This is a genomic window from Pseudomonas brenneri, from assembly GCF_007858285.1.
GTDB lineage: Bacteria > Pseudomonadota > Gammaproteobacteria > Pseudomonadales > Pseudomonadaceae > Aquipseudomonas > Aquipseudomonas brenneri.
The window spans coordinates 1-18,027 of sequence record NZ_VFIL01000020.1 but is presented as its reverse complement, the minus strand read 5'-3'; the positions used below and the strand labels follow the sequence as shown (position 1 = coordinate 18,027).

Genomic DNA, 18,027 nt, shown 5'->3' with positions numbered 1-18,027 from the left:
AAATGCTAGAAAGTCACGCCAGACACCAGCGCGATATTACAGTAAGGCTGGCACTCGCCAGTACGCACCACCGCGCGGGCCTTGTGAGTAAGCCGCTTGAACTCCTCATGACTGAGCAGACGGCGCTCACCCAGGTCACCCGGGGCCAGCGCGTTGAGGTCCGCCAGCGCCGGCGGTTGTTTGTGCAGGATTTCCTCGGCCAATACGTGGCTTTCAACCTGCATTTCTGTAAGCACGATGCGCAGGGTACTGATGAAATCGGGAATGCCCTGGGTCAGTGCCAGATCAATCAATTCCACACCCGGCGGTACCGGCAGGCCGGCATCACCGATCACCAGGATGTCACCATGACCAAGGGAGGCGATCACGCGCGACAGGGCAATATTGAGCAATGGGGTCTTTTTCATGGGTGAACAAAGCCTTGAACGTCATGCAATGTAGGAATCGACGGTTGCGCCCCGGCACGGGTGACCGACAGGGCCGCCGCCACCTGGCCAAAACGGATAGCCTCGGCCTCGCTCTTACCGCTCGCCAGTGCCGCGGCAAAGCCGCCGACAAAGGTGTCGCCCGCTGCCGTGGTATCCACCGCCTGGACCTTGGGCGCCAGCAAGTGCTCGAAGCCCTGGCCATCGGCAAACAGCGCACCGTGCGCGCCAAGCGTCACTATCACCTTGCCTGCCCCGGCCTTGATCAACTGCGTGGCCGCAACCTTGGCCGCGCCCAGGGAATCCACCGGCACACCGCTCAAGGCCGACGCCTCGCTTTCGTTGGGGATCAGGTAATCAATGGCCGCATACCAGTCCGCTGGCAACGGGCCGCTGGCCGGCGCGGGATTGAGGATCACCGTCTTGCCCAGTTCACGGCCGCGCTTGAGGGCATATCCCACAGTGTCCATGGGCACTTCGAGCTGGCAGACAATCACCTCAGCCGCCTGCAACACAGCATCGAACGCCAGCAGCGACGCAGGTGTCAGGTGGCCATTACTGCCAGCGACAATCACGATCGCATTCTGACTGCTGTCATCCACCACGATCAGCGCAACACCACTGGAGCCCGCCACTTCACTGACCGCCTGGCAGTCGATCCCTTCCACCACCAACGCCTCGCGCAGTTGCGCGCCGTAGGCATCGTTGCCCACACAGCCAATCATCGCGACGTCTGCACCCAGACGCGCCGCAGCCACCGCCTGATTGGCGCCCTTGCCGCCCGGAACGGTGGAAAACGACTGGCCGACCAGGGTTTCACCGGCATGGGGCAGCCGGCTGGCGCGGGTCACCAGGTCCATGTTCAGGCTGCCTACTACCACTACTGTTGCTGGCATACATCAATACTCATCAATTCGTTCAGCGGGTTGAGGCAAACACGGCAGCCAACGGCGCCGTTGACTCACGCAAGACGATGCTCGGCGTGACAATGCGCTGGTCAACCGGCAATTGGGGTGTCGCAATCCGTCGCAATAACAGCTCCGCCGCCATCTCCCCCAGTTGCAGGATCGACTGGCCCACGGTAGTCAACGCGGGGTAGACATACCGGCTCATTTGAATGTCATCAAAACCAATCACCGACAGCTCGGCAGGCACCCGCAGGTTGCGCTCGGCGGCCGCACGCAACACGCCGAAACCGATCATGTCGTTGCCGGCGAATATCGCGCTGGGCGGATTGTCTGCCAGCAACTGCACCGCCGCCGCATAGCCACCGGTACTGGTGAAATCGCTTTCCAGCACACGACTGGCGGGCACGGTGATCCCGGCCTCCTGCAACGCCCGCTGGTAACCAGCCAGGCGCATCTGCGCAACACGCGTATGTGCGGGGCCACCGATACAGGCGATATCCCGGTGCCCCTGCCCCAACAAATGCCGGGTCGCCAGGTACGCGCCCTGCTCGTGATCGATGCGCACCAGATCCACATCAATGCCCTCCAGGCCCCGGTCGACAATGACCATGGGCGTGCGCACCGCCTTGAGGCCCGTGGTCAGGCCACTGTCATCGCCCCCCACTGACGTCACGATCAGGCCGTCGATACGCTTCTCCAGCAGCACCCGCAAATAGTTGCGCTGTTTCTCGGCGTTATCGTCGGAATTACACAGGATCACGCAGTAGCCATTGCGTTCGCAGTAGTCTTCGATGCCCCTGGCCAGCTCGGCGAAATACGGGTTGAGGCTGTTGGGCACCAGCAAGCCGATGGTGGCGGTGGTCTTGGCCTTCAGCGAGCGGGCGACCGCACTGGGCACATAGTCCAGTTGCTTGATCGCGGCTTCGACCTTGAGCCGCACGGGCTCGCTGACCGGGCGCGTCCTGTTCACCACATGAGACACCGTGGTGTAGGAAATCCCCGCAAGCGCCGCCACATCCTTGATCGTTGCCATGTCTTAGCCCCGCCGGCTGGCGCGCTGACTGCGGTAGGTGTCCAGCACCACTGCAATCACGATAACGGCGCCGGTAATGATGCGTTTGGTCGGCTCGGTCGCACCGATCTGCGCCAGGCCGGCCGCCAGTACGGAAATGATCAGCACCCCGAAGAACGTGCTGATCACCGAGCCACGCCCGCCCATCAGGCTGGTGCCACCGATCACCACCGCGGCAATCACCTGCAACTCCAGGCCGGAACCGGCATTCGGATCGGCCGCTTCCAGGCGGGAAATCTGGAACAGTGCCGCCACCCCGGCCAACAGCCCCATCAGGCTGAACACCAGGATTTTGTAGGGTTTTGGATTGATTCCCGCCAGGCGCACCGCTTCTTCGTTGGTGCCGATGCCAATCAGGTAGCGACCGAACACCGTGCGCGTCAGGACCGCCTGGGCAACGATAATCACCAGCAGCGCGATGATGAACGATGGCGAGATGCCAAACGCCACTGGGTTGGACAGCCAGGCGAAGGAGTCGCCGATATAGGCGGTGCGCGAGCCTGTCATCTGGTAGGCCGCGCCACGGGCCATTTCCAGCACGCCGAGGGATACGATGAACGACGGAATACGCCAGGCCACGGTGATGGAACCGGTAATGGTCCCGGCCAATGCCGCGCAGCCCATGCCCAGCAACGCTGCGGGGATTACGCTCCAGCCCCAGCCCAGGATCGCCACACTGACCGCCGATGCTGCCAGGGCCAATACCGAGCCTACCGACAGGTCAATGCCGCCGATGATCAGGATGAAGGTCATGCCCACCGCCAGCACCATCAGGTCGGGAATCTGGTTGGCGATGGTGCTGAAGGTGTCATAGGACCAAAAGTGACTGCTCAAGGCCGAGAACAGCGCAATCATCGCCATCAAGGCGCCTGCCAGGCCCAGGTAAGTACCCAGGCCGTAGAAATTGCCGCCGGCTTTTGCGATTGGAGTAGCTGTTTTCATGGGGTTGTCCTAGGCGCTGCCTCGTTGAGCAGCGCATCACGTTTCTGATAGCCGGCAAACGCGGCGGCAAGCAATTCGTCCTGGGTCCAGCGGTCACGCTCGAAGGTTTCGATCAAGCGTCCGGCAGACAGTACGCCGATGCGGTCGCAGATCAGCATCAGCTCGCGCAGGTCGCTGGAAACCACCACCAGCGCCTTGCCCTGGCGGGTCAATTCACCGAGCAACGCATAGATATCGAACTTGGCGCCGACGTCGATGCCACGGGTCGGCTCATCAAACAGCATCACCGCGCAATCGCGCTCCAGCCAGCGGCCGATCACCACTTTCTGCTGGTTACCGCCCGACAGCTCGGACACCAACTGCGCCGGGCTGGAGCTGCGGATACGCATGGCGTCAATCTGCCGCCTGGCCAGCGCCGCTTCATCACGTCCGTTGACCAGGCCGGCGCTGGACACCTTCGCCATATTGCCCAGCGCCGTGTTGGCGCTGATCGATTGGCTGAGTAGCAGCCCCTCGCCCTTGCGATCCTCGGTAATCAGCGCAATGCCATGGCCCACTGCATCCACCGGCGAGCGAATGCTCACCACACGCGCCGGCGAGCCAAGGGCTACCGTGCCACTGTCAGCCAGGTCGGCACCGAAGATCAGGCGCAACAACTCGGTGCGGCCGGCACCGATCAATCCCGAAATGCCGTAGATTTCACCGGCACGCACTTCAAAGGAAACATCGCGAACCTTGTCCGAGCGGCTCAGGCCGGTGACCGTCAATGCGGGCGCGCCGATGGTGCGCGGGCCGAGGTCGATGTGCTCGCCCAGCTCACGACCGACCATCAACGTGACCAGTTGCTCGCTGTTGTAGTTGGCCATCGGCTCGACACATACCAACTGGCCGTCACGCAGCACCGCAATACGCTGGGCCACCCGTGCCAGCTCTTCGAGCCGATGGGAAATGTAAATAATCGCCACGCCCCGGGCCTGCAGGCGGGTGATTTGTTCAAACAGCATCTCGACTTCACGGGCGGTCAGCATCGCCGTCGGCTCGTCGAGGATCAGCACGTGGCAGTCGCCAATCAGGTTGCGGGCAATCTCGACCATCTGTTGATGGCCGATGCCCAGGCTGCCGACCAGGGTATCCGGGTCGATGGCATCCAGGCCCACTTGTGCCATGGCCTCGATCGCAGCCTTGCGCAGTTGTTTGCGGCTGATCCAGCCACCGCGACTGGGCAGGTTATCGAGGAACAGGTTTTCGGCCACCGTCAGGGTCGGCAGGAGGTTGAGTTCCTGCATCACCATGCGGATCCCCAGCTTTTCCGCCTGGGTCCGGCTGGCCGGGGCATAGTCCTGGCCATTGAACTGCATGTGGCCAGTGGTCGGTGTCACCAGGCCACCGATAATCTTCGACAGGGTGCTTTTGCCCGCGCCGTTCTCACCCGTCAGTGCCAACACCTCGCCGCGATTGAGCGTCAGGGTGATGTCAGACAGGACGGGCTGGGCATAGGTCTTACCGATACCGCTGACCGAGAGGACAGGGGTCGGTGCGGAAGATGACATAGGAAAATCTCCAGGCGCCCGCTCAGTCCGAACGGGCGCGGTGCTGCGCAATCAGGGATTACTGCTTGAGGACCAGCGCTACGGGCGTTTCGATCACGCCGTCCACGGCCTCGACTTTTTCGCCCTTGACCAGTTTCAGCGCATTCTGGATGCCAAACACCGCTTGCTGTGCCGCCGCCTGGTCGGCGGTGGCCAGGATGCGACCGTCCTGCAGCATCGGCTTGATGGCGGCGATGTTGTCATAGCCCACGACCTGGACCTTGCCGGCCTTGCCCGCCGCACGCACCGCAGAAACGGCGCCCAGGGCCATATTGTCGTTACCAGCCAGCAGCGCCTTGAGGTCCGGGTATTCGCTCAACATGGCAGCCGCCACCTTGTTGCCCTGGTCGATTTCCCAGTTGCCGGACTGGGTGGAAACAATCTTCATCCCGGCCGCATCCATCGCGTCCTTGAACCCGGCGGTGCGTTGCTGGGCGTTGGTGGTGGTCGGCACACCTTCGATAATGCCTACCTTGTCGCCGCTTGCCAGTTGCTTGGCCAGGTACTCACCGACCAGGCGTGAGCCCTTGCGGTTATCAGGCCCTACAAAGGGAACTTCGAGGTTTTTGCTTTTCAGCACCTCGGGGTCGAGACGGTTATCAATGTTGACCACCTTGATCCCGGCGTCGGAGGCTTTCTTCAGCACGTTGACCAAGGCCTTGGAGTCGGCAGGCGCGATGACGATTGCGTTAACTTTGGCGAGAATCATCTGGTTGACGATATCAATCTGGGCAGAGGTATCGGTTTCGTTCTTGATCCCGTTGGTGATCATGTCGAAATCAGCGGCATGGGCTTTCTGATAGTCCTTGGCACCGTCTTGCATGGTGACAAAAAACTCATTGGCCAGGGATTTCATCACCAGGCCGACCTTGGGCTTGGCGGCGGTGTCGTCAGCGAATGCAGAGGACAGAGGCAGGGCAGCGGATGCGGCAGCCAGCACAGCGATAGCAAGAAGACGTCCAGCAAATGGCAGCTTCATGGGTTCACTCCGATCTTATGATTATTGTGAGCAATGTCTGCACCTTCACGTCACTCACGGAGTGCTCGTGAAACATCTCGCAAACGTTTGCGCTTAACAAACTATGCGAAGGCTGCCGAATTTTGTCAACGAAAGAAAAAGTCTTTTTCCTCGCCGGCTCTACTTCCGGCCCTACAGCCCGATGACCTCGTGGCTAAACATCCGGGCCGGGTGATCGTTATCTAAAACGACAGCTGCACAGGAACATTTCAGGAGGTACATCCTGATTTTTCCAGCACTATTTTCGGACAACCGAACGCCAAAGCCTCCAGCGTTCGGAAACTCGGACACGCGCTGAAGCCGACAAATCGAACATCGATATAAAATTGATTTAAATCAACAAGTTAAAATCAAACCCAAAACAAAATCCCGCTGGTACAAATCCTGCTCTTAATCAGCACCTTGTGGCGCTCAGCGCAGCCCGGGGTGTTCTGGATGAACCTGCACACGCACTCATCAAAACTAGAGAGAAAAATAATGAAATCTGCACTCAAGAACTTTGTTCCGGGCGCTTTAGCCCTGCTGCTGCTCTTCCCGGTTGCCGCCCAGGCCAAGGAAGTTGAATCCAAGACCAAACTGTCCAACGTGGTCGTCCTGGCCACTGGCGGCACCATTGCCGGCGCTGGCGCCAGCGCCGCCAACAGCGCCACCTACCAGGCCGCCAAGGTCGGTATCGAACAACTGATCGCCGGCATTCCCGAGCTCAGCCAGATCGCCAATGTGCGTGGCGAGCAAGTGATGCAGATTGCTTCCGAAAGCATCACCAACGACAACCTGCTGCAACTGGGTCGTCGTGTCGCGGAACTGGCCGACAGCAAGGACGTGGATGGCATCGTGATCACCCACGGCACCGACACCCTCGAAGAAACCGCCTACTTCCTCAACCTGGTGGAAAAGACCGACAAGCCAATCGTAGTCGTGGGCTCCATGCGCCCGGGCACGGCCATGTCGGCCGATGGCATGCTTAACCTGTACAACGCCGTAGCCGTTGCCGGTAGCAAAGACGCACGCGGCAAGGGCGTACTGGTAACCATGAACGACGAGATCCAGTCGGGTCGCGACGTGAGCAAGATGATCAACATCAAGACCGAAGCCTTCAAAAGCGCCTGGGGCCCACTGGGCATGGTCGTAGAAGGCAAGTCCTACTGGTTCCGCCAGCCGGCCAAGCGCCACACCATGAGCTCGGAGTTCGACATCAAGAACATCAAGAGCCTGCCGGACGTTGAAATTGCCTACGGCTATGGCAACGTCAGCGACACTGCCTACAAAGCCCTCGCCCAGGCTGGCGCCAAAGCCATCATCCATGCCGGCACTGGCAACGGCTCGGTACCGGCCAAGGTAGTGCCTGCGCTGCAAGAACTGCGCAAGGAAGGTGTACAGATTATTCGCTCTTCCCACGTCAATGCCGGCGGTTTCGTTCTGCGCAATGCCGAACAGCCTGACGACAAATACGACTGGGTCGTGGCCCATGACCTGAACCCGCAGAAAGCCCGCATCCTGGCCATGGTCGCCCTGACCAAGACCCAGGACAGCAAGGAACTGCAGCGCATCTTCTGGGAATACTGAGTCACTGATACAACCCTTGTAGGAGCCGGCTTGCCGACGATGGCGATCTCAGGGACGCCATCGCCGGCAAGCCGGCTCCTACAAAATCCTCGCCGTACACCAGTCCGCGTAACCGTTGTCACACAGACTTCTTGGATTTTAAGCAGTTGCGAATTTCTTCACAGTTAAATACTGTATGTTCGTACAGCTAACTAAGGACTCCTCCGTGGCCAAGCCCTCCTCTACAACACCGACACCTCCCGACGCCTACCAACGCCTGGCGATCCGTGTGCAAAAAGTCATCAATTCCACCAACGCCCAAAAAAACAAGGCTGCGTTGATTTTTCGCCTGCCCGAAGAACCCGAAGACGACTGGGCACGCCTACTGGAGGAAATCGCAGAAAACGACAACGTCACCCTTGCCTATCGCGATGATGGTGGCGTGCAGATTTTCTGGGTCGTACCGAAGGAAGATTGAGTCAATGAGTGTCCGTTTTATCGCCCTACTCTGTGTTTTGTTTGCAACCGCCGCCCACGCCCAAGCCCCACGTACCTTCAGTGAAGCCAAGAAAATCGCCTGGAAACTTTACGCCCCGCAATCCACGGAGTTCTATTGTGGCTGCAAATACACGGGTAACCGGGTAGACCTGAAGGCCTGTGGCTACATCCCACGTAAAAACGCCAACCGGGCGGCGCGCATCGAATGGGAGCATATTGTGCCGGCATGGCAGATCGGCCATCAACGCCAGTGCTGGCAAGACGGCGGGCGCAAGAACTGCACACGCACCGATAACGTTTTCAAGCGCGCCGAGGCTGACCTACACAACCTGGTGCCGAGCATTGGCGAGGTCAATGGCGACCGCAACAACTTCAGTTTTGGTTGGTTGCCGGCGCAGAGCGGGCAATATGGTTCATGCCTGACTCAGGTGGACTTCAAGGCCAAGAAGGTCATGCCCAGGCCGTCCATCCGCGGCATGATTGCCCGGACTTACTTCTACATGAGTAAACAATACGGCCTGCGCCTGTCGAAACAGGACCGCCAACTGTATGAAGCCTGGAATCGGACCTACCCCGTGCAACCCTGGGAACGCCAGCGCAATCAGACCGTGGCCTGCGTGATGGGGCGTGGCAATGAGTTCGTCGGCCCGGTGAACCTGAAGGCCTGCGGATGATGACGAGCGGGATCCGTAGATCCCGCTGAGTCGCGCCTTACTGGCTGGCCTTGTGCTCGATCACCAGCGACTCGGCGTCGGTTTTCTTCTTTTTCACCAGCCTTTCCTGCAATTGGGTCTGTTTCGCCTCGGCCTCGGCCTTGCTGGCGAACGGCCCCAACAGCACCAGGTCCTTGCCGTCTTCCTTGGCCAGATAGAACGGGAAGCCGTTTTCCAGCAGCCAGGCGGTCAGGTCGGTCAGCGCCTGCAATTTGTTGTCGGGCGAACGCACCAGGACATCCCACTGCACAGAGGCAACCGCAGGGGCCTGGGCCTTGGCGGCTTCAGCCTTGTCTCGGGGGGTATCGAGATTGGGCCCGTCACCGCATCCGGCCAATGCCAATACCACAATTGCCATCGCTACTTTACGCACTGCCCTGCCCCTTTAAGGATCAAAGAGGCAACTTTATCATTCACTGTCTATTCTGGCCGTCATAAACGTTGGCTTAAACATTGCGAAGGATGTTTCCCAGACCTGTATGATGGCGCCATGGGAATTAATGCCGCCTCCATGCGTCCTAAAAGAGGCAGCCACAGGGAAGCGCTTCACAGTAAGCTACACGTAACCGACATCCGCCCTGTTAGAAACATGCGTCCTTCAAAGCAATCAAGGAGAAGTCCATGCTGATACTCACCCGCAAAGTCGGTGAAAGCATAAATATCGGTGATGACATTACGATCACCATTCTGGGCGTTAGCGGCCAGCAAGTACGAATCGGCATCAATGCTCCCAAAGATGTTGCCGTGCATCGCGAAGAGATTTACCAGCGCATCCAGGCAGGCCTGACTGCCCCGGATAAACGCGAAACACCTTGAAGCATCCCCAGTAGCCAGCCCGCTCGTCCCCTGTAACGGCTGGCGAAAGCCCCTTGGCCTGTCTACGGTATTCCGTGATCAGCGCAGCACTCGCGCCAGGCCCGACACTTGTCGTCTACAGGCAGGTTCACCCACGGAACTTGCTGGACATTTAGCAGACAAACCCCTGAAGAACGTAACAAAACCTTACAGTGCCTCGGAGCGCGTTGATGAGGCGATCCCGCAAACAGCCTTATACCTATAAATCCTGGATAATCGCCCTGCTGATTGCCCTGCCCTTCTTGACGATCGGATACGGCATCAGGCTGTACATGGAAGGCACCACCACCGCACAGGATGCCCATTCGTGGCCCGACCTGGTGTTGTTTCTCGGTGGTTATCTGTTTTGCTTCTGCCTCAAACCCATTCAGGCTGCCATCCAGCGAAAACTCAGTCGCCGGGCATTTCGGCGTGCTCGCCAGCAGAATCCCTCTTGAAGCAGCGATTGGATCCTATATTTAAAACTTAAGGAACTATCCGCCTCGGCAACACCCATACCCATACATTCATAAAAAACGTTATCGACATGGACATAGAACATAACGCCAAGCACCTACAGTCCCTGATCGAACAGCTCTCAGCAGACAGCCCGAAATCTTCCACCCAGCTGCAGGGAAAACCCGATGAAGTCCTCGCCGGCCTGCGCCAGCTTTACCTGCTGAAACTGATCACGGGCACCTTCATCCACGGGCACATTATCGACCCGCTGGGCCACCAATGGATTGGTGCCGAAAACATCCTGCTGACCCGTCGCGGGCTGGCATTCAAGCCATCGTAGAAGGCCGCAAGCGCAGCATACCGGCAGCATCACACTGGGCCTGTACCTCGTCATAACTCGCAATCGTCGGATGCCGCGTTACCATCGGCTCGTCATGCGCCGCTGTCACCACCACGACGTCCGCACCTGCTGCCTCACCGGCACGGATACCCACCGGTGCGTCCTCGAACACCAGGCACTCTCCCATCGGCACCCCCAAACGCTGCGCACCCAGCAGGTAACAGGCCGGGTCCGGCTTGCCATTGGTCACATCCTCGGCCGTCACCATGACAGCCGGCGGCACCAGGCCTGCCGCGTGCATGCGGCGCAGGGCCAGGGCCTTGGGCGCTGACGTGACCACGGCCCAGCAGTGTGCAGGCAAGCTCTGCAAAAATGCCACGGCTCCCGGGATCGCCACCACGCCCTCCACGTCCGCGATCTCCGCCTCGGTAATACCACGCGCCTCAACCTGCGCGTCCACCCCTGGCAATGCCTGGCGGCTAATTGTATCGATGGCGCGGGCGCCATGGATGGTGGTCAGAAACGCCTCGACATCCAAGCCATGGCGCTGCGCCCAGGCGGCCCAGACCCGCTCTGCGGCGGCGATGGAGTTGAGGAGGGTGCCATCCATATCGAACAGGAATGCACGGTACTGACGATCAAATACGGCCGGATCTTTGGCGGACACTGCAGGGTTTCCTCTTGCGCTCGTCGCCCGTAGTTGGGCCCTGATGCAATCTACGGATCGGCCCAGAGCTTGTAAACGGAGGATGACACGTCAGGCAATCAGCACACCTGGCCACCGCTCTCAGCAATATCACGTGGCGTGGTCCAGGCAGCCAAAACGGCCACCCTCAGCCCTTCAACCGTTGTCGCCAACGCCATCGAGGGCTCAGCACCCTGCCCTGGCAGGCCAGGCACATGGATAAACCCACTGCGCACGCCAGATCCAGCCAGGGCATGCTGCAAGCTGTAGAACACCTGATTGCAGACGAAGGTGCCCGCCGTGTGCGAGACCGAGGCTGCGATTCCGGCCTCGCGCACCGCCTTGACCATGGCCTTGACCGGCAAGGTGCTGAAATAGGCCGCCGGCCCGCCGACGATCACTGGCGTATCGATGGGTTGTGCCCCCAGGTTGTCCGGGATCCGCGCATCATTGAGGTTGATCGCAACCCGCTCGATGGAAATATCGCTGCGCCCGGGCCCCAGCCCGGTGGCAATCACCAGTTGCGGATCGTACTCGGCCAGCAACTGGTTCAAACAGTCGACTGCGGTGGCAAAGGCACAGGGCAGTTGGCGGGCGATAATCGTCACCCCCGCTTGCAACTGCACACCATCTAGCAGGCGCACCGCTTCCCAGGATGGGTTGATCAGGTCGTGATCGAATGGCTCGAACGCCGTCAGCAGCACCGTACCCATCACCACCTCACATCAAGACATAAAGAAGGACGATATTGACCAGCAACATCATCAACGCCGTGGGCATCTGCGCCTTGATCACCGCGTTTTTGTCGGGCAACTCCAGCAGTGCCGCAGGCACAATATTGAAGTTCGCCGCCATCGGTGTCATCAGCGTGCCGCAGTAGCCGGAAAACATGCCGATGGCTGCCATCACCGCCGGGTTACCACCATAAATGCCCACCAGCACCGGCACGCCCACACCGCCGGTCATCACCGGGAAGGCGGCAAAACCATTACCCATGATCACCGTGAACAGCGCCATGCCCAGCACATAGACCATCACCGCCACCAGCTTGTAATCCAGGTTGATGTAGGTGGTGGTGACATGAGCGACAGCCGTACCGACACCGGCTTCGTTAAACAGCAGGCCGAGCATCGCCAGCATCTGCGGCAGCACCATGGCCCAGCCCAGGGCTTCGGTCAGGCGTCGCGATTCGCGCAAGGCCTGCACCGGCGTGTCGCGTGTCAGCCAGCAGGCCAACCCCAGGGCGATCAGGCAGCCGAGGCCCAAGGACACAAACGTGGTGTTCTTCGGATCCAGCAGCGGTACCCCGTCAATCTCGGTGTTTTTGAGCAGCACAGAGCCGATCACAGTGGTCAGCGGAATCGCCAGGGCCGGAATAAACAGTTTATGACCCAGCCGCCCAGCACTGGCGCGCGAGGCCTTGTCATGCAGCTCTACATGGGTACCACGCCCTACCCCGCCGAGCCCGGCGATAAGCGCCATCAGTACCACACCAATACCCACAACTACCGATGGCAGGTGCTCGCCTACCAGGAACGGAATGGCGAACAGCAGCCAGAACAACGCGCTTGACCAACGCTTGGGGTGGGTTCGGTCAGCCAGGATCATGCCCGCAGTGATCAGCAGCAACACACCGGCGAGCCAGTACAGGTATTGAATGGAAATGATCATTGTGCGGCCTCCGCCTGAGTATTGGCGGGTGCAGTGGCCGTCAGTTCGCGTGTCAGCCTGCGGTCAAAACGGTGCAAACGTATCGCGTGAATAATGAACGCACAAATCGCCGTAGGGATGCCCCACACCGCAATGTGCAGCGGCTCGACATCAATGCCCGAGCCCAACAGGAAGGTGTGCATCAGTGCAATTGCACCAAAGGCCACGAAGATGTCTTCACCAAAAAACAACCCCACGTTGTCAGTGGCGGCGCACATAGCCAGGACCTTGTGGCGCACTTTGTCCGGCAGCTTGCCGAAGCGTTTTTCCGCAGCCCCTTCAGCCATGGGCGCCAGCAACGGGCGCACCATCTGTGGGTGCCCGCCAAGGCTGGTCAGGCCCATCGCGGCCGTGGATTCGCGAACAAACAGATAGATGATCAACAGACGCCCGACGGTGGCACGCTCGAAGCGCGCAATCCAGTTCTGCGCGTGCAGGCGCAAACCATGGCGCTCCAGCAAGCCGATAACGGCCAGGGGCAGCAACAGGATCAGTTGCAAGGCACGGGTCTGCAGGAAGCCATCACCCATGGTGGCGAGGATTTTTTCCAGGGGAAAGTGGGCAGCAAACCCGGTGGCAATCGCCGCCGCCGTCACTACCAGCAATGGATTGAAGCGCAACACAAAGCCGACCACGATGACGAGCACGCCCATCAGCGGCCAAAGGTTCACAACAGTTTGCATGGCGTTGAGTCCTTGATTGCGTGCTGCGACGCCTGCATCGCTGATAAGCAATAGCGGGCTGCCCGACGCGGATTTTTATTATTGACCGGCTAGGTCGAGGGTCATTGGCGGGCATCTTTGCTGCTTGGAGCGGAGGGTGTCCAACAAGAAAAATTGTTGCTGCGAATCAATAAAGTTTGTGAGGGGATGAGCACCAATCTTCGCGCCACAATTTTGCGGACTCAAATCGTGGCACACGCGCGATAGAAAATTGAGCGTGCTACGGCACCCCGTCAGGGTGCCGTGCAATCAGTTTTATCACCACTGATGTGTGTAACTGGCAGTCAGCACCGTGCCAGGTGCAGGCAGGTGGCTGGTGTTGTTGCTGCTACGCATCAGTTGGCTGTAGAGCGGGTAGTAACTGCGGTTGAACAGGTTCTGGATCCCCATGCTGACCTGATCATTTTCACTGAATTGGTATTGGCTGATCATGTCGACGGTGGTGTAACTGTCGACCTTGCGCCTGCCAAAGCTTGCAACGCCATTCAAACGATAGTCGGCACTGTCGAAATAGGTGACCTGCACGCGGCTACTCCAGTCTTGCGTCGGTTTGAACTCCAGGTAGGCGGTCAGTTTGAGCGGTGGTATGCGGTACCCGGTCATGTCCTGCCAGTCACGCCCTTCGGGCTGCTCGCGGCCCTTCATCCAGGTAAAGGTGCCGCCGGCGCCCCAGCGCTCATCGTCGGTCAGCCAGTCGGCACTGCCTTCCACGCCGTAGATCCGCTCTTTGGTACGGGTCAGGATCAGGCCATTGTTGAAACTCTGCACATCCCCAAGCTTGGAGGTGGTGTAGAACACGGCGAGCGAGGCCAATGTCTGCTCGCCCAGCCCGCCACGCCAGCCCAATTCGTAATTGTTAGTCTTCACCGGCTCCAGGTTTGACGAGCCGATATCAAAGCCGCGCCGGGCATTACGCACTTGCACACCGATATCAGGCAACTGGAAGCCCTGGCTGAAGGCCGCGTAGATTTCCTGGCCCGCTACCGGTGAGTACGTCAGGCTGATGTTGGACAGCACTGAGTCATAATCAACATCGCCCCCGCGGACAGTGGCCGGTTGGGTCGCTGTCGACTCCGAGAGCGGGATAAAGTCATCGTATTTGGCGGTGGCGTATTCATAACGCATGCCACCCTCCACCGACCATTGTTCGTTGAGCCTGTGTTGCAATTGCGCAAAACCGCCGACACTGCGGGTGGTCAGGTCGGGCATGTAGGTGAGCTTGCCGATCTTGTCGAACACCCGACCACCGCTGGCGTCATAGGCCCGCGGGTCGAAGATATCGATGGGCATGTCGCTGCGTTCCTGATTGAAGTCAGCACCCCACAACAACTCCGTACTGCCCTGATCACCCAGAGGGGTGCGCAGGGTAACCCGGCTGCCGAATACTTCACTGTTCTGCATCACCTGGTCGACATTGCGTCCACGCGTCGCCACTGCGCGTGCATCAAAAGGCGTGAACCGAGTGAAGTAGTCCCGATAGTAAAGCTGGGCATTGAGCGTGCCTCCGAGCACATCGGTGTGGGCGTACTCCAGATTGAGCAAGGTGTTCTTGATCTGGTTCTGCTCAGCCAGTGATAGACCGGACAACGGCCGCGCGGGCACCGAGCCCGCAGGAAGCCTGGCCACAGACGGGTCGGAGGTGTAGTCGGTGTTTTGCTCGGCATTGTAATGGCTGGCAGAAAGCTGGATGCGCTGGACGTCATCAATGCGCAAGCCCAGTTTGCCGCCCACATTGAAGGTGTTGGAGTCGAACAGATCGCCCTGGCTGGGCTCCGGCGCAAGGCGATGACCCTTGGCATCGTATGAAGCACCGATATGCCTGGCACCGAAGTCCAGCGCGTAATCCACCCTCCCCTGCGAGCCGGCAACATGATGCTGCAACTGGCCACCCAGGCCATCACTGCCTAGCTTGCTCAGGGGCGAGACGGCGCTCAGGCTGGTGCTCGCACGCGGCTCACCACCCGCCGCACGCGTGGTGATGGAGATGATGCCACCGGTCGCACCCGCACCGTAGATGGCGCTGCTGCCACGGATCACTTCGATGCGCTCGATCAGCGCCGGGTCGATATTCGCCAGGTTGCGCGAGGAGTCGCGGTTGGTATTGAGCGGAACACCGTCGACCAGCACCAGCATCGTGCGCCCGCGCAGGGTCTGCCCATAGTCGGTGATGGTGCGGCTTGAGTCAGCCATGCCCGGGACGCTTTTGGCCAGCAACGTGGCGAGGCTGTCCGAGCCCTGGCGCAATTGCTCCAGCTGTTTGTGCTCGATGACATTGACCTGGCGAGCCTGGGGTACCACGTTGCTGTCGAGCCGCGAGGCGCTGATGGTCAGGCTATCCAGCTCCACGGCACCCGACGCCTGGCTGGCATTGGCGTTGCTGCCAGGCAGCACAAGGAACGTTTGTTCGTCACGCGCCTGCGCCTTCAGCCCACTGTCGCCGAGCAACCGTTCAAGCGCCTCCTGCAAGGTGTAGCGGCCGCGCAGTGCCGGCGCGGTCTTGCCGACAGTCAGGTCGCTGGCGAACAGGATCTGTGCCGAAGATTGTCGAGCCAGGGCGTTGAGGGACTTCTCTAGCGATGCGGCCGGGACATCGAAATCAACCGGTGCAGATTCGGCCAATGACCATTGGCTCAGCAGCAGGCTGCCAGCCAGCAAAGACAAACGCACAGGCGCATGCAGGAAGGACTGACTCACGTTGTTATTCTCCACGAAGTAGGGTTACAGGGAGATAGCCGTCTGCACTGCGGCGCAACCCTACCTCGGTTGAAAATTATTTTTTCTTGCCTGGGGAATTGATCAGAACCGAACCATCGGTTGCAGTAGAAACACTCAGCGGCAGGATGCCGGGCAGAAGCGCCAGCAAACGATCAACGTGGTCACTGTCAAACACACCGGAAACCGGCAGGCGGGCAAGCCTGGCATCCATGAGCCTTATCGGGTGACGGTGATAGCGTTGCAGCGTGTCGATGACCTCCACCAACGGAGTGCTTTCGAAGACCAGCCGGCTTTGTTGCCAGGCGGTGACATCATTCACCTCAACCGTCCTCACCTGGCTGTCGCCCTCCTTGCTCAAACGCAATTGCTGCCCGGGCACAAGCGCTGCGATTGACCCCGTAGCGGACGCCCGCACGGCGACCTTACCTTCAGCCACGGTGACCTGGACATCCTGTCCCTGTCTGTTGACGTTAAAACGGGTACCCACCACTCGTACCACAGCCAATCCGGCATCGACCATGAATGGGCGGTAGACCCTCGGCGATACCTCAAACAACGCCTGCCCCGCTTTCAGTTCGACCTGACGGCTGCGCAGATGCCAACTGACCGTCATCTCACTGTTGCTGTCGAGCAGGACCTGACTGCCGTCCACCAACTGCAACGCCTGGCGCTGCCCTAACTGAGTAGCAAAATGTTCAGTACGGTAGGCCGGATCAATCCAGGCCACACCCGCAGTAATCGCCAACAGCAACAGCCCGAGGGTTTTTCCTGTGGCGCGTTTGTTTTTGACCGGCATCGCAGGAGGCAGCGGAAAACGTTGCTTGAGATCCTCACGAAACCGCGCAATGGCCTCGTCTTCCTGGCTGAAGTCCTTGCCCTTGGGCGGATCATGACTCATGACAAGACCTCCTCCCAAAGACGAGCACGGCAAATACCCATGCCCAGGCGCAAGTGCTTCTCTACGGTTTTCAGGGAAATCCCCAAGCGCTCGGCTACTTCGGCCTGGGGCAACTCATGCACCTTGTGCATGACAAACACCCTCTGGCAGCGCGGCGGCAGACTGGCAATCGCCTCGGTCAGCAGCTCCAGGGCTCTTTCCCCGTCAAGCTGACGCTCCTGGCCCGGCGCGCCACAGATCACGTCCGGCAATGCCGAAACACCAACAATCAAGGCCTGGCGGCGGCGCTCGCTACGGTAGCGACTGATCGCCATATCGCTGGCGATCTTGCGCAACAAGGCCACTGGCGTACGCACGCCTGGCTTTTCATCCTGCTCAAGCAACTGCAGGCACAAGTCATGAACCACTTCACGCGCGAAGATCCGCTCACCAAAACGTCGGCGCACATGATCTACCAGCTCGTCGTAGTGCCGAACCAAGGCTGCCAGCAGTGTAGATTTTGGAGGGTCGACCTGCACGATGACCTGCACGAAGAAAAAACGGACGACCTCGGTAGAAGGTGCGATTTAGCGGGAGTATAAATGCGAATACTTTACATTTGAAACAAATATATGGGCTCTGTATTCTTGCGACGCTGACCTGGCATCCAGTCCGTCGTTGAGAGTTCCTCATGATCAGATTTGTTTTTATTCTGGCTCTTTTCCTTTCCGGTTGCTCCTCTGCGGGTCACGGCATTACTCACAGAACTCAAGCTGACGGCACCCTTCTGGAACACTTGGCCTGGCATGAGTAAGGCGACAAAGGCTAGCAGCAATCTATACAAGGAATGAATCGCCCCGGGTTTCGTAGACACCTCTTTGCCTTAAACTGAGGCCAATCAGGAGGTGCCATGAGCAACCCACGTTATCCCGAAGAATTCAAAATCCAAGCGGTCAATCAAGTGACCGAAAAGAA

Annotated in this window: 20 protein-coding genes; 6 read left to right on the top strand and 14 right to left on the bottom strand. The window is 59.4% G+C overall.

Annotation, left to right across the window (positions count from 1 at the left end; translation table 11 throughout):
* Window positions 1-5 precede the first annotated feature (5 nt).
* From rbsD to FJD34_RS27255, 6 genes are read right to left on the bottom strand one after another with little or no spacing between them, the layout of a single operon-like run.
* Window positions 6-407, bottom strand: a complete 402-nt coding sequence (rbsD, locus tag FJD34_RS27280; protein ID WP_032859524.1) for a D-ribose pyranase — start codon at window positions 405-407, stop codon at window positions 6-8.
* Window positions 404-1,321 (bottom strand): ribokinase, encoded by a 918-nt coding sequence (gene rbsK, locus FJD34_RS27275; protein ID WP_032859523.1) that lies wholly within the window; start codon window positions 1,319-1,321, stop codon window positions 404-406. Before rbsK ends, rbsD begins: the two co-directional genes overlap by 4 nt.
* A gap of 22 nt (window positions 1,322-1,343) precedes the next feature.
* Window positions 1,344-2,366, bottom strand: coding sequence for a LacI family DNA-binding transcriptional regulator (locus FJD34_RS27270; protein ID WP_090290765.1), 1,023 nt, complete (start codon window positions 2,364-2,366; stop codon window positions 1,344-1,346).
* Between the two features lie 3 nt (window positions 2,367-2,369).
* The gene (locus FJD34_RS27265; protein ID WP_032859519.1) at window positions 2,370-3,347 is read right to left on the bottom strand and encodes an ABC transporter permease; all 978 of its coding nucleotides are present in this window, start codon (window positions 3,345-3,347) and stop codon (window positions 2,370-2,372) included.
* Window positions 3,344-4,897 carry a sugar ABC transporter ATP-binding protein gene (locus FJD34_RS27260; RefSeq protein ID WP_032859516.1) on the bottom strand — a complete coding sequence of 518 codons (1,554 nt, stop codon included), beginning with the start codon at window positions 4,895-4,897 and terminating at the stop codon, window positions 3,344-3,346. Before FJD34_RS27260 ends, FJD34_RS27265 begins: the two co-directional genes overlap by 4 nt.
* 58 nt (window positions 4,898-4,955) lie before the next feature.
* The gene (locus tag FJD34_RS27255; RefSeq protein ID WP_032859514.1) at window positions 4,956-5,915 is read right to left on the bottom strand and encodes a sugar ABC transporter substrate-binding protein; all 960 of its coding nucleotides are present in this window, start codon (window positions 5,913-5,915) and stop codon (window positions 4,956-4,958) included.
* Window positions 5,916-6,431: 516 nt separating this feature from the next.
* Between FJD34_RS27255 and FJD34_RS27250 the strand changes: the two genes are divergently transcribed.
* The 3 genes from FJD34_RS27250 (at window position 6,432) to FJD34_RS27240 (ending at window position 8,671) form a co-directional block, all read left to right on the top strand.
* Entirely contained in the window at window positions 6,432-7,520 is a 1,089-nt protein-coding gene (locus FJD34_RS27250; RefSeq protein ID WP_032859510.1) for an asparaginase, read from the top strand.
* A gap of 205 nt (window positions 7,521-7,725) precedes the next feature.
* Window positions 7,726-7,977 carry a DUF1654 domain-containing protein gene (locus FJD34_RS27245; protein ID WP_032859507.1) on the top strand — a complete coding sequence of 84 codons (252 nt, stop codon included), beginning with the start codon at window positions 7,726-7,728 and terminating at the stop codon, window positions 7,975-7,977.
* A gap of 4 nt (window positions 7,978-7,981) precedes the next feature.
* Entirely contained in the window at window positions 7,982-8,671 is a 690-nt protein-coding gene (locus FJD34_RS27240) for an endonuclease (RefSeq protein ID WP_065943850.1), read from the top strand.
* 37 nt (window positions 8,672-8,708) lie between these two features.
* Here the strand turns inward: FJD34_RS27240 and FJD34_RS27235 are convergent, their stop codons facing one another.
* On the bottom strand, window positions 8,709-9,083 hold the full coding sequence (locus FJD34_RS27235) for an SPOR domain-containing protein (RefSeq protein ID WP_090290764.1): 375 nt from the start codon (window positions 9,081-9,083) through the stop codon (window positions 8,709-8,711).
* A 248-nt stretch (window positions 9,084-9,331) separates the two neighbouring features.
* Here FJD34_RS27235 and csrA point away from each other — a divergent pair, with 248 nt between their 5' ends.
* The 3 genes from csrA (at window position 9,332) to FJD34_RS27220 (ending at window position 10,343) form a co-directional block, all read left to right on the top strand.
* Window positions 9,332-9,526, top strand: a complete 195-nt coding sequence (csrA, locus tag FJD34_RS27230; protein WP_007920550.1) for a carbon storage regulator CsrA — start codon at window positions 9,332-9,334, stop codon at window positions 9,524-9,526.
* 209 nt (window positions 9,527-9,735) lie between these two features.
* Window positions 9,736-10,002, top strand: a complete 267-nt coding sequence (locus tag FJD34_RS27225) for a hypothetical protein (RefSeq protein ID WP_032859500.1) — start codon at window positions 9,736-9,738, stop codon at window positions 10,000-10,002.
* 89 nt (window positions 10,003-10,091) lie between these two features.
* On the top strand, window positions 10,092-10,343 hold the full coding sequence (locus FJD34_RS27220) for a hypothetical protein (RefSeq protein ID WP_032859497.1): 252 nt from the start codon (window positions 10,092-10,094) through the stop codon (window positions 10,341-10,343).
* On the opposite strand, the gene FJD34_RS27215 is transcribed toward FJD34_RS27220, so the two are convergent.
* The 7 genes from FJD34_RS27215 to FJD34_RS27185 form a co-directional block, all read right to left on the bottom strand.
* Window positions 10,330-11,010 carry an HAD family hydrolase gene (locus tag FJD34_RS27215; RefSeq protein WP_090290763.1) on the bottom strand — a complete coding sequence of 227 codons (681 nt, stop codon included), beginning with the start codon at window positions 11,008-11,010 and terminating at the stop codon, window positions 10,330-10,332. The genes FJD34_RS27220 and FJD34_RS27215 overlap by 14 nt on opposite strands.
* A 98-nt stretch (window positions 11,011-11,108) precedes the next feature.
* Window positions 11,109-11,741: a pyroglutamyl-peptidase I gene (gene pcp / locus FJD34_RS27210; protein WP_090293080.1), complete on the bottom strand. Its 633-nt coding sequence runs from the start codon at window positions 11,739-11,741 to the stop codon at window positions 11,109-11,111.
* 7 nt (window positions 11,742-11,748) lie between these two features.
* The gene (locus FJD34_RS27205; protein ID WP_090290762.1) at window positions 11,749-12,699 is read right to left on the bottom strand and encodes a DUF979 domain-containing protein; all 951 of its coding nucleotides are present in this window, start codon (window positions 12,697-12,699) and stop codon (window positions 11,749-11,751) included.
* Window positions 12,696-13,421 (bottom strand): DUF969 domain-containing protein, encoded by a 726-nt coding sequence (locus tag FJD34_RS27200; RefSeq protein ID WP_032859489.1) that lies wholly within the window; start codon window positions 13,419-13,421, stop codon window positions 12,696-12,698. Before FJD34_RS27200 ends, FJD34_RS27205 begins: the two co-directional genes overlap by 4 nt.
* Before the next feature lie 297 nt (window positions 13,422-13,718).
* Entirely contained in the window at window positions 13,719-16,154 is a 2,436-nt protein-coding gene (locus FJD34_RS27195) for a TonB-dependent receptor (RefSeq protein ID WP_090290761.1), read from the bottom strand.
* A gap of 76 nt (window positions 16,155-16,230) precedes the next feature.
* Window positions 16,231-17,073 carry a FecR family protein gene (locus FJD34_RS27190; protein WP_090290760.1) on the bottom strand — a complete coding sequence of 281 codons (843 nt, stop codon included), beginning with the start codon at window positions 17,071-17,073 and terminating at the stop codon, window positions 16,231-16,233.
* Window positions 17,070-17,591, bottom strand: coding sequence for an RNA polymerase sigma factor (locus tag FJD34_RS27185; protein ID WP_032859688.1), 522 nt, complete (start codon window positions 17,589-17,591; stop codon window positions 17,070-17,072). The genes FJD34_RS27190 and FJD34_RS27185 overlap by 4 nt, the downstream gene beginning before the upstream one ends.
* Window positions 17,592-18,027: the final 436 nt, after the last annotated feature.

Excerpts from the sequence above, each read along its gene's own strand:
- rbsD (WP_032859524.1), bottom strand. The coding sequence starts at position 407 with ATGAAAAAGACCCCATTGCTCAATATTGCCCTGTCGCGCGTGATCGCC.
- rbsK (WP_032859523.1), bottom strand. The coding sequence starts at position 1,321 with ATGCCAGCAACAGTAGTGGTAGTAGGCAGCCTGAACATGGACCTGGTG.
- FJD34_RS27270 (WP_090290765.1), bottom strand. The coding sequence starts at position 2,366 with ATGGCAACGATCAAGGATGTGGCGGCGCTTGCGGGGATTTCCTACACC.
- FJD34_RS27265 (WP_032859519.1), bottom strand. The coding sequence starts at position 3,347 with ATGAAAACAGCTACTCCAATCGCAAAAGCCGGCGGCAATTTCTACGGC.
- FJD34_RS27260 (WP_032859516.1), bottom strand. The coding sequence starts at position 4,897 with ATGTCATCTTCCGCACCGACCCCTGTCCTCTCGGTCAGCGGTATCGGT.
- FJD34_RS27255 (WP_032859514.1), bottom strand. The coding sequence starts at position 5,915 with ATGAAGCTGCCATTTGCTGGACGTCTTCTTGCTATCGCTGTGCTGGCT.
- FJD34_RS27250 (WP_032859510.1), top strand. The coding sequence starts at position 6,432 with ATGAAATCTGCACTCAAGAACTTTGTTCCGGGCGCTTTAGCCCTGCTG.
- FJD34_RS27240 (WP_065943850.1), top strand. The coding sequence starts at position 7,982 with ATGAGTGTCCGTTTTATCGCCCTACTCTGTGTTTTGTTTGCAACCGCC.
- csrA (WP_007920550.1), top strand. The coding sequence starts at position 9,332 with ATGCTGATACTCACCCGCAAAGTCGGTGAAAGCATAAATATCGGTGAT.
- FJD34_RS27225 (WP_032859500.1), top strand. The coding sequence starts at position 9,736 with ATGAGGCGATCCCGCAAACAGCCTTATACCTATAAATCCTGGATAATC.
- FJD34_RS27220 (WP_032859497.1), top strand. The coding sequence starts at position 10,092 with ATGGACATAGAACATAACGCCAAGCACCTACAGTCCCTGATCGAACAG.
- pcp (WP_090293080.1), bottom strand. The coding sequence starts at position 11,741 with ATGGGTACGGTGCTGCTGACGGCGTTCGAGCCATTCGATCACGACCTG.
- FJD34_RS27205 (WP_090290762.1), bottom strand. The coding sequence starts at position 12,699 with ATGATCATTTCCATTCAATACCTGTACTGGCTCGCCGGTGTGTTGCTG.
- FJD34_RS27200 (WP_032859489.1), bottom strand. The coding sequence starts at position 13,421 with ATGCAAACTGTTGTGAACCTTTGGCCGCTGATGGGCGTGCTCGTCATC.
- FJD34_RS27190 (WP_090290760.1), bottom strand. The coding sequence starts at position 17,073 with ATGAGTCATGATCCGCCCAAGGGCAAGGACTTCAGCCAGGAAGACGAG.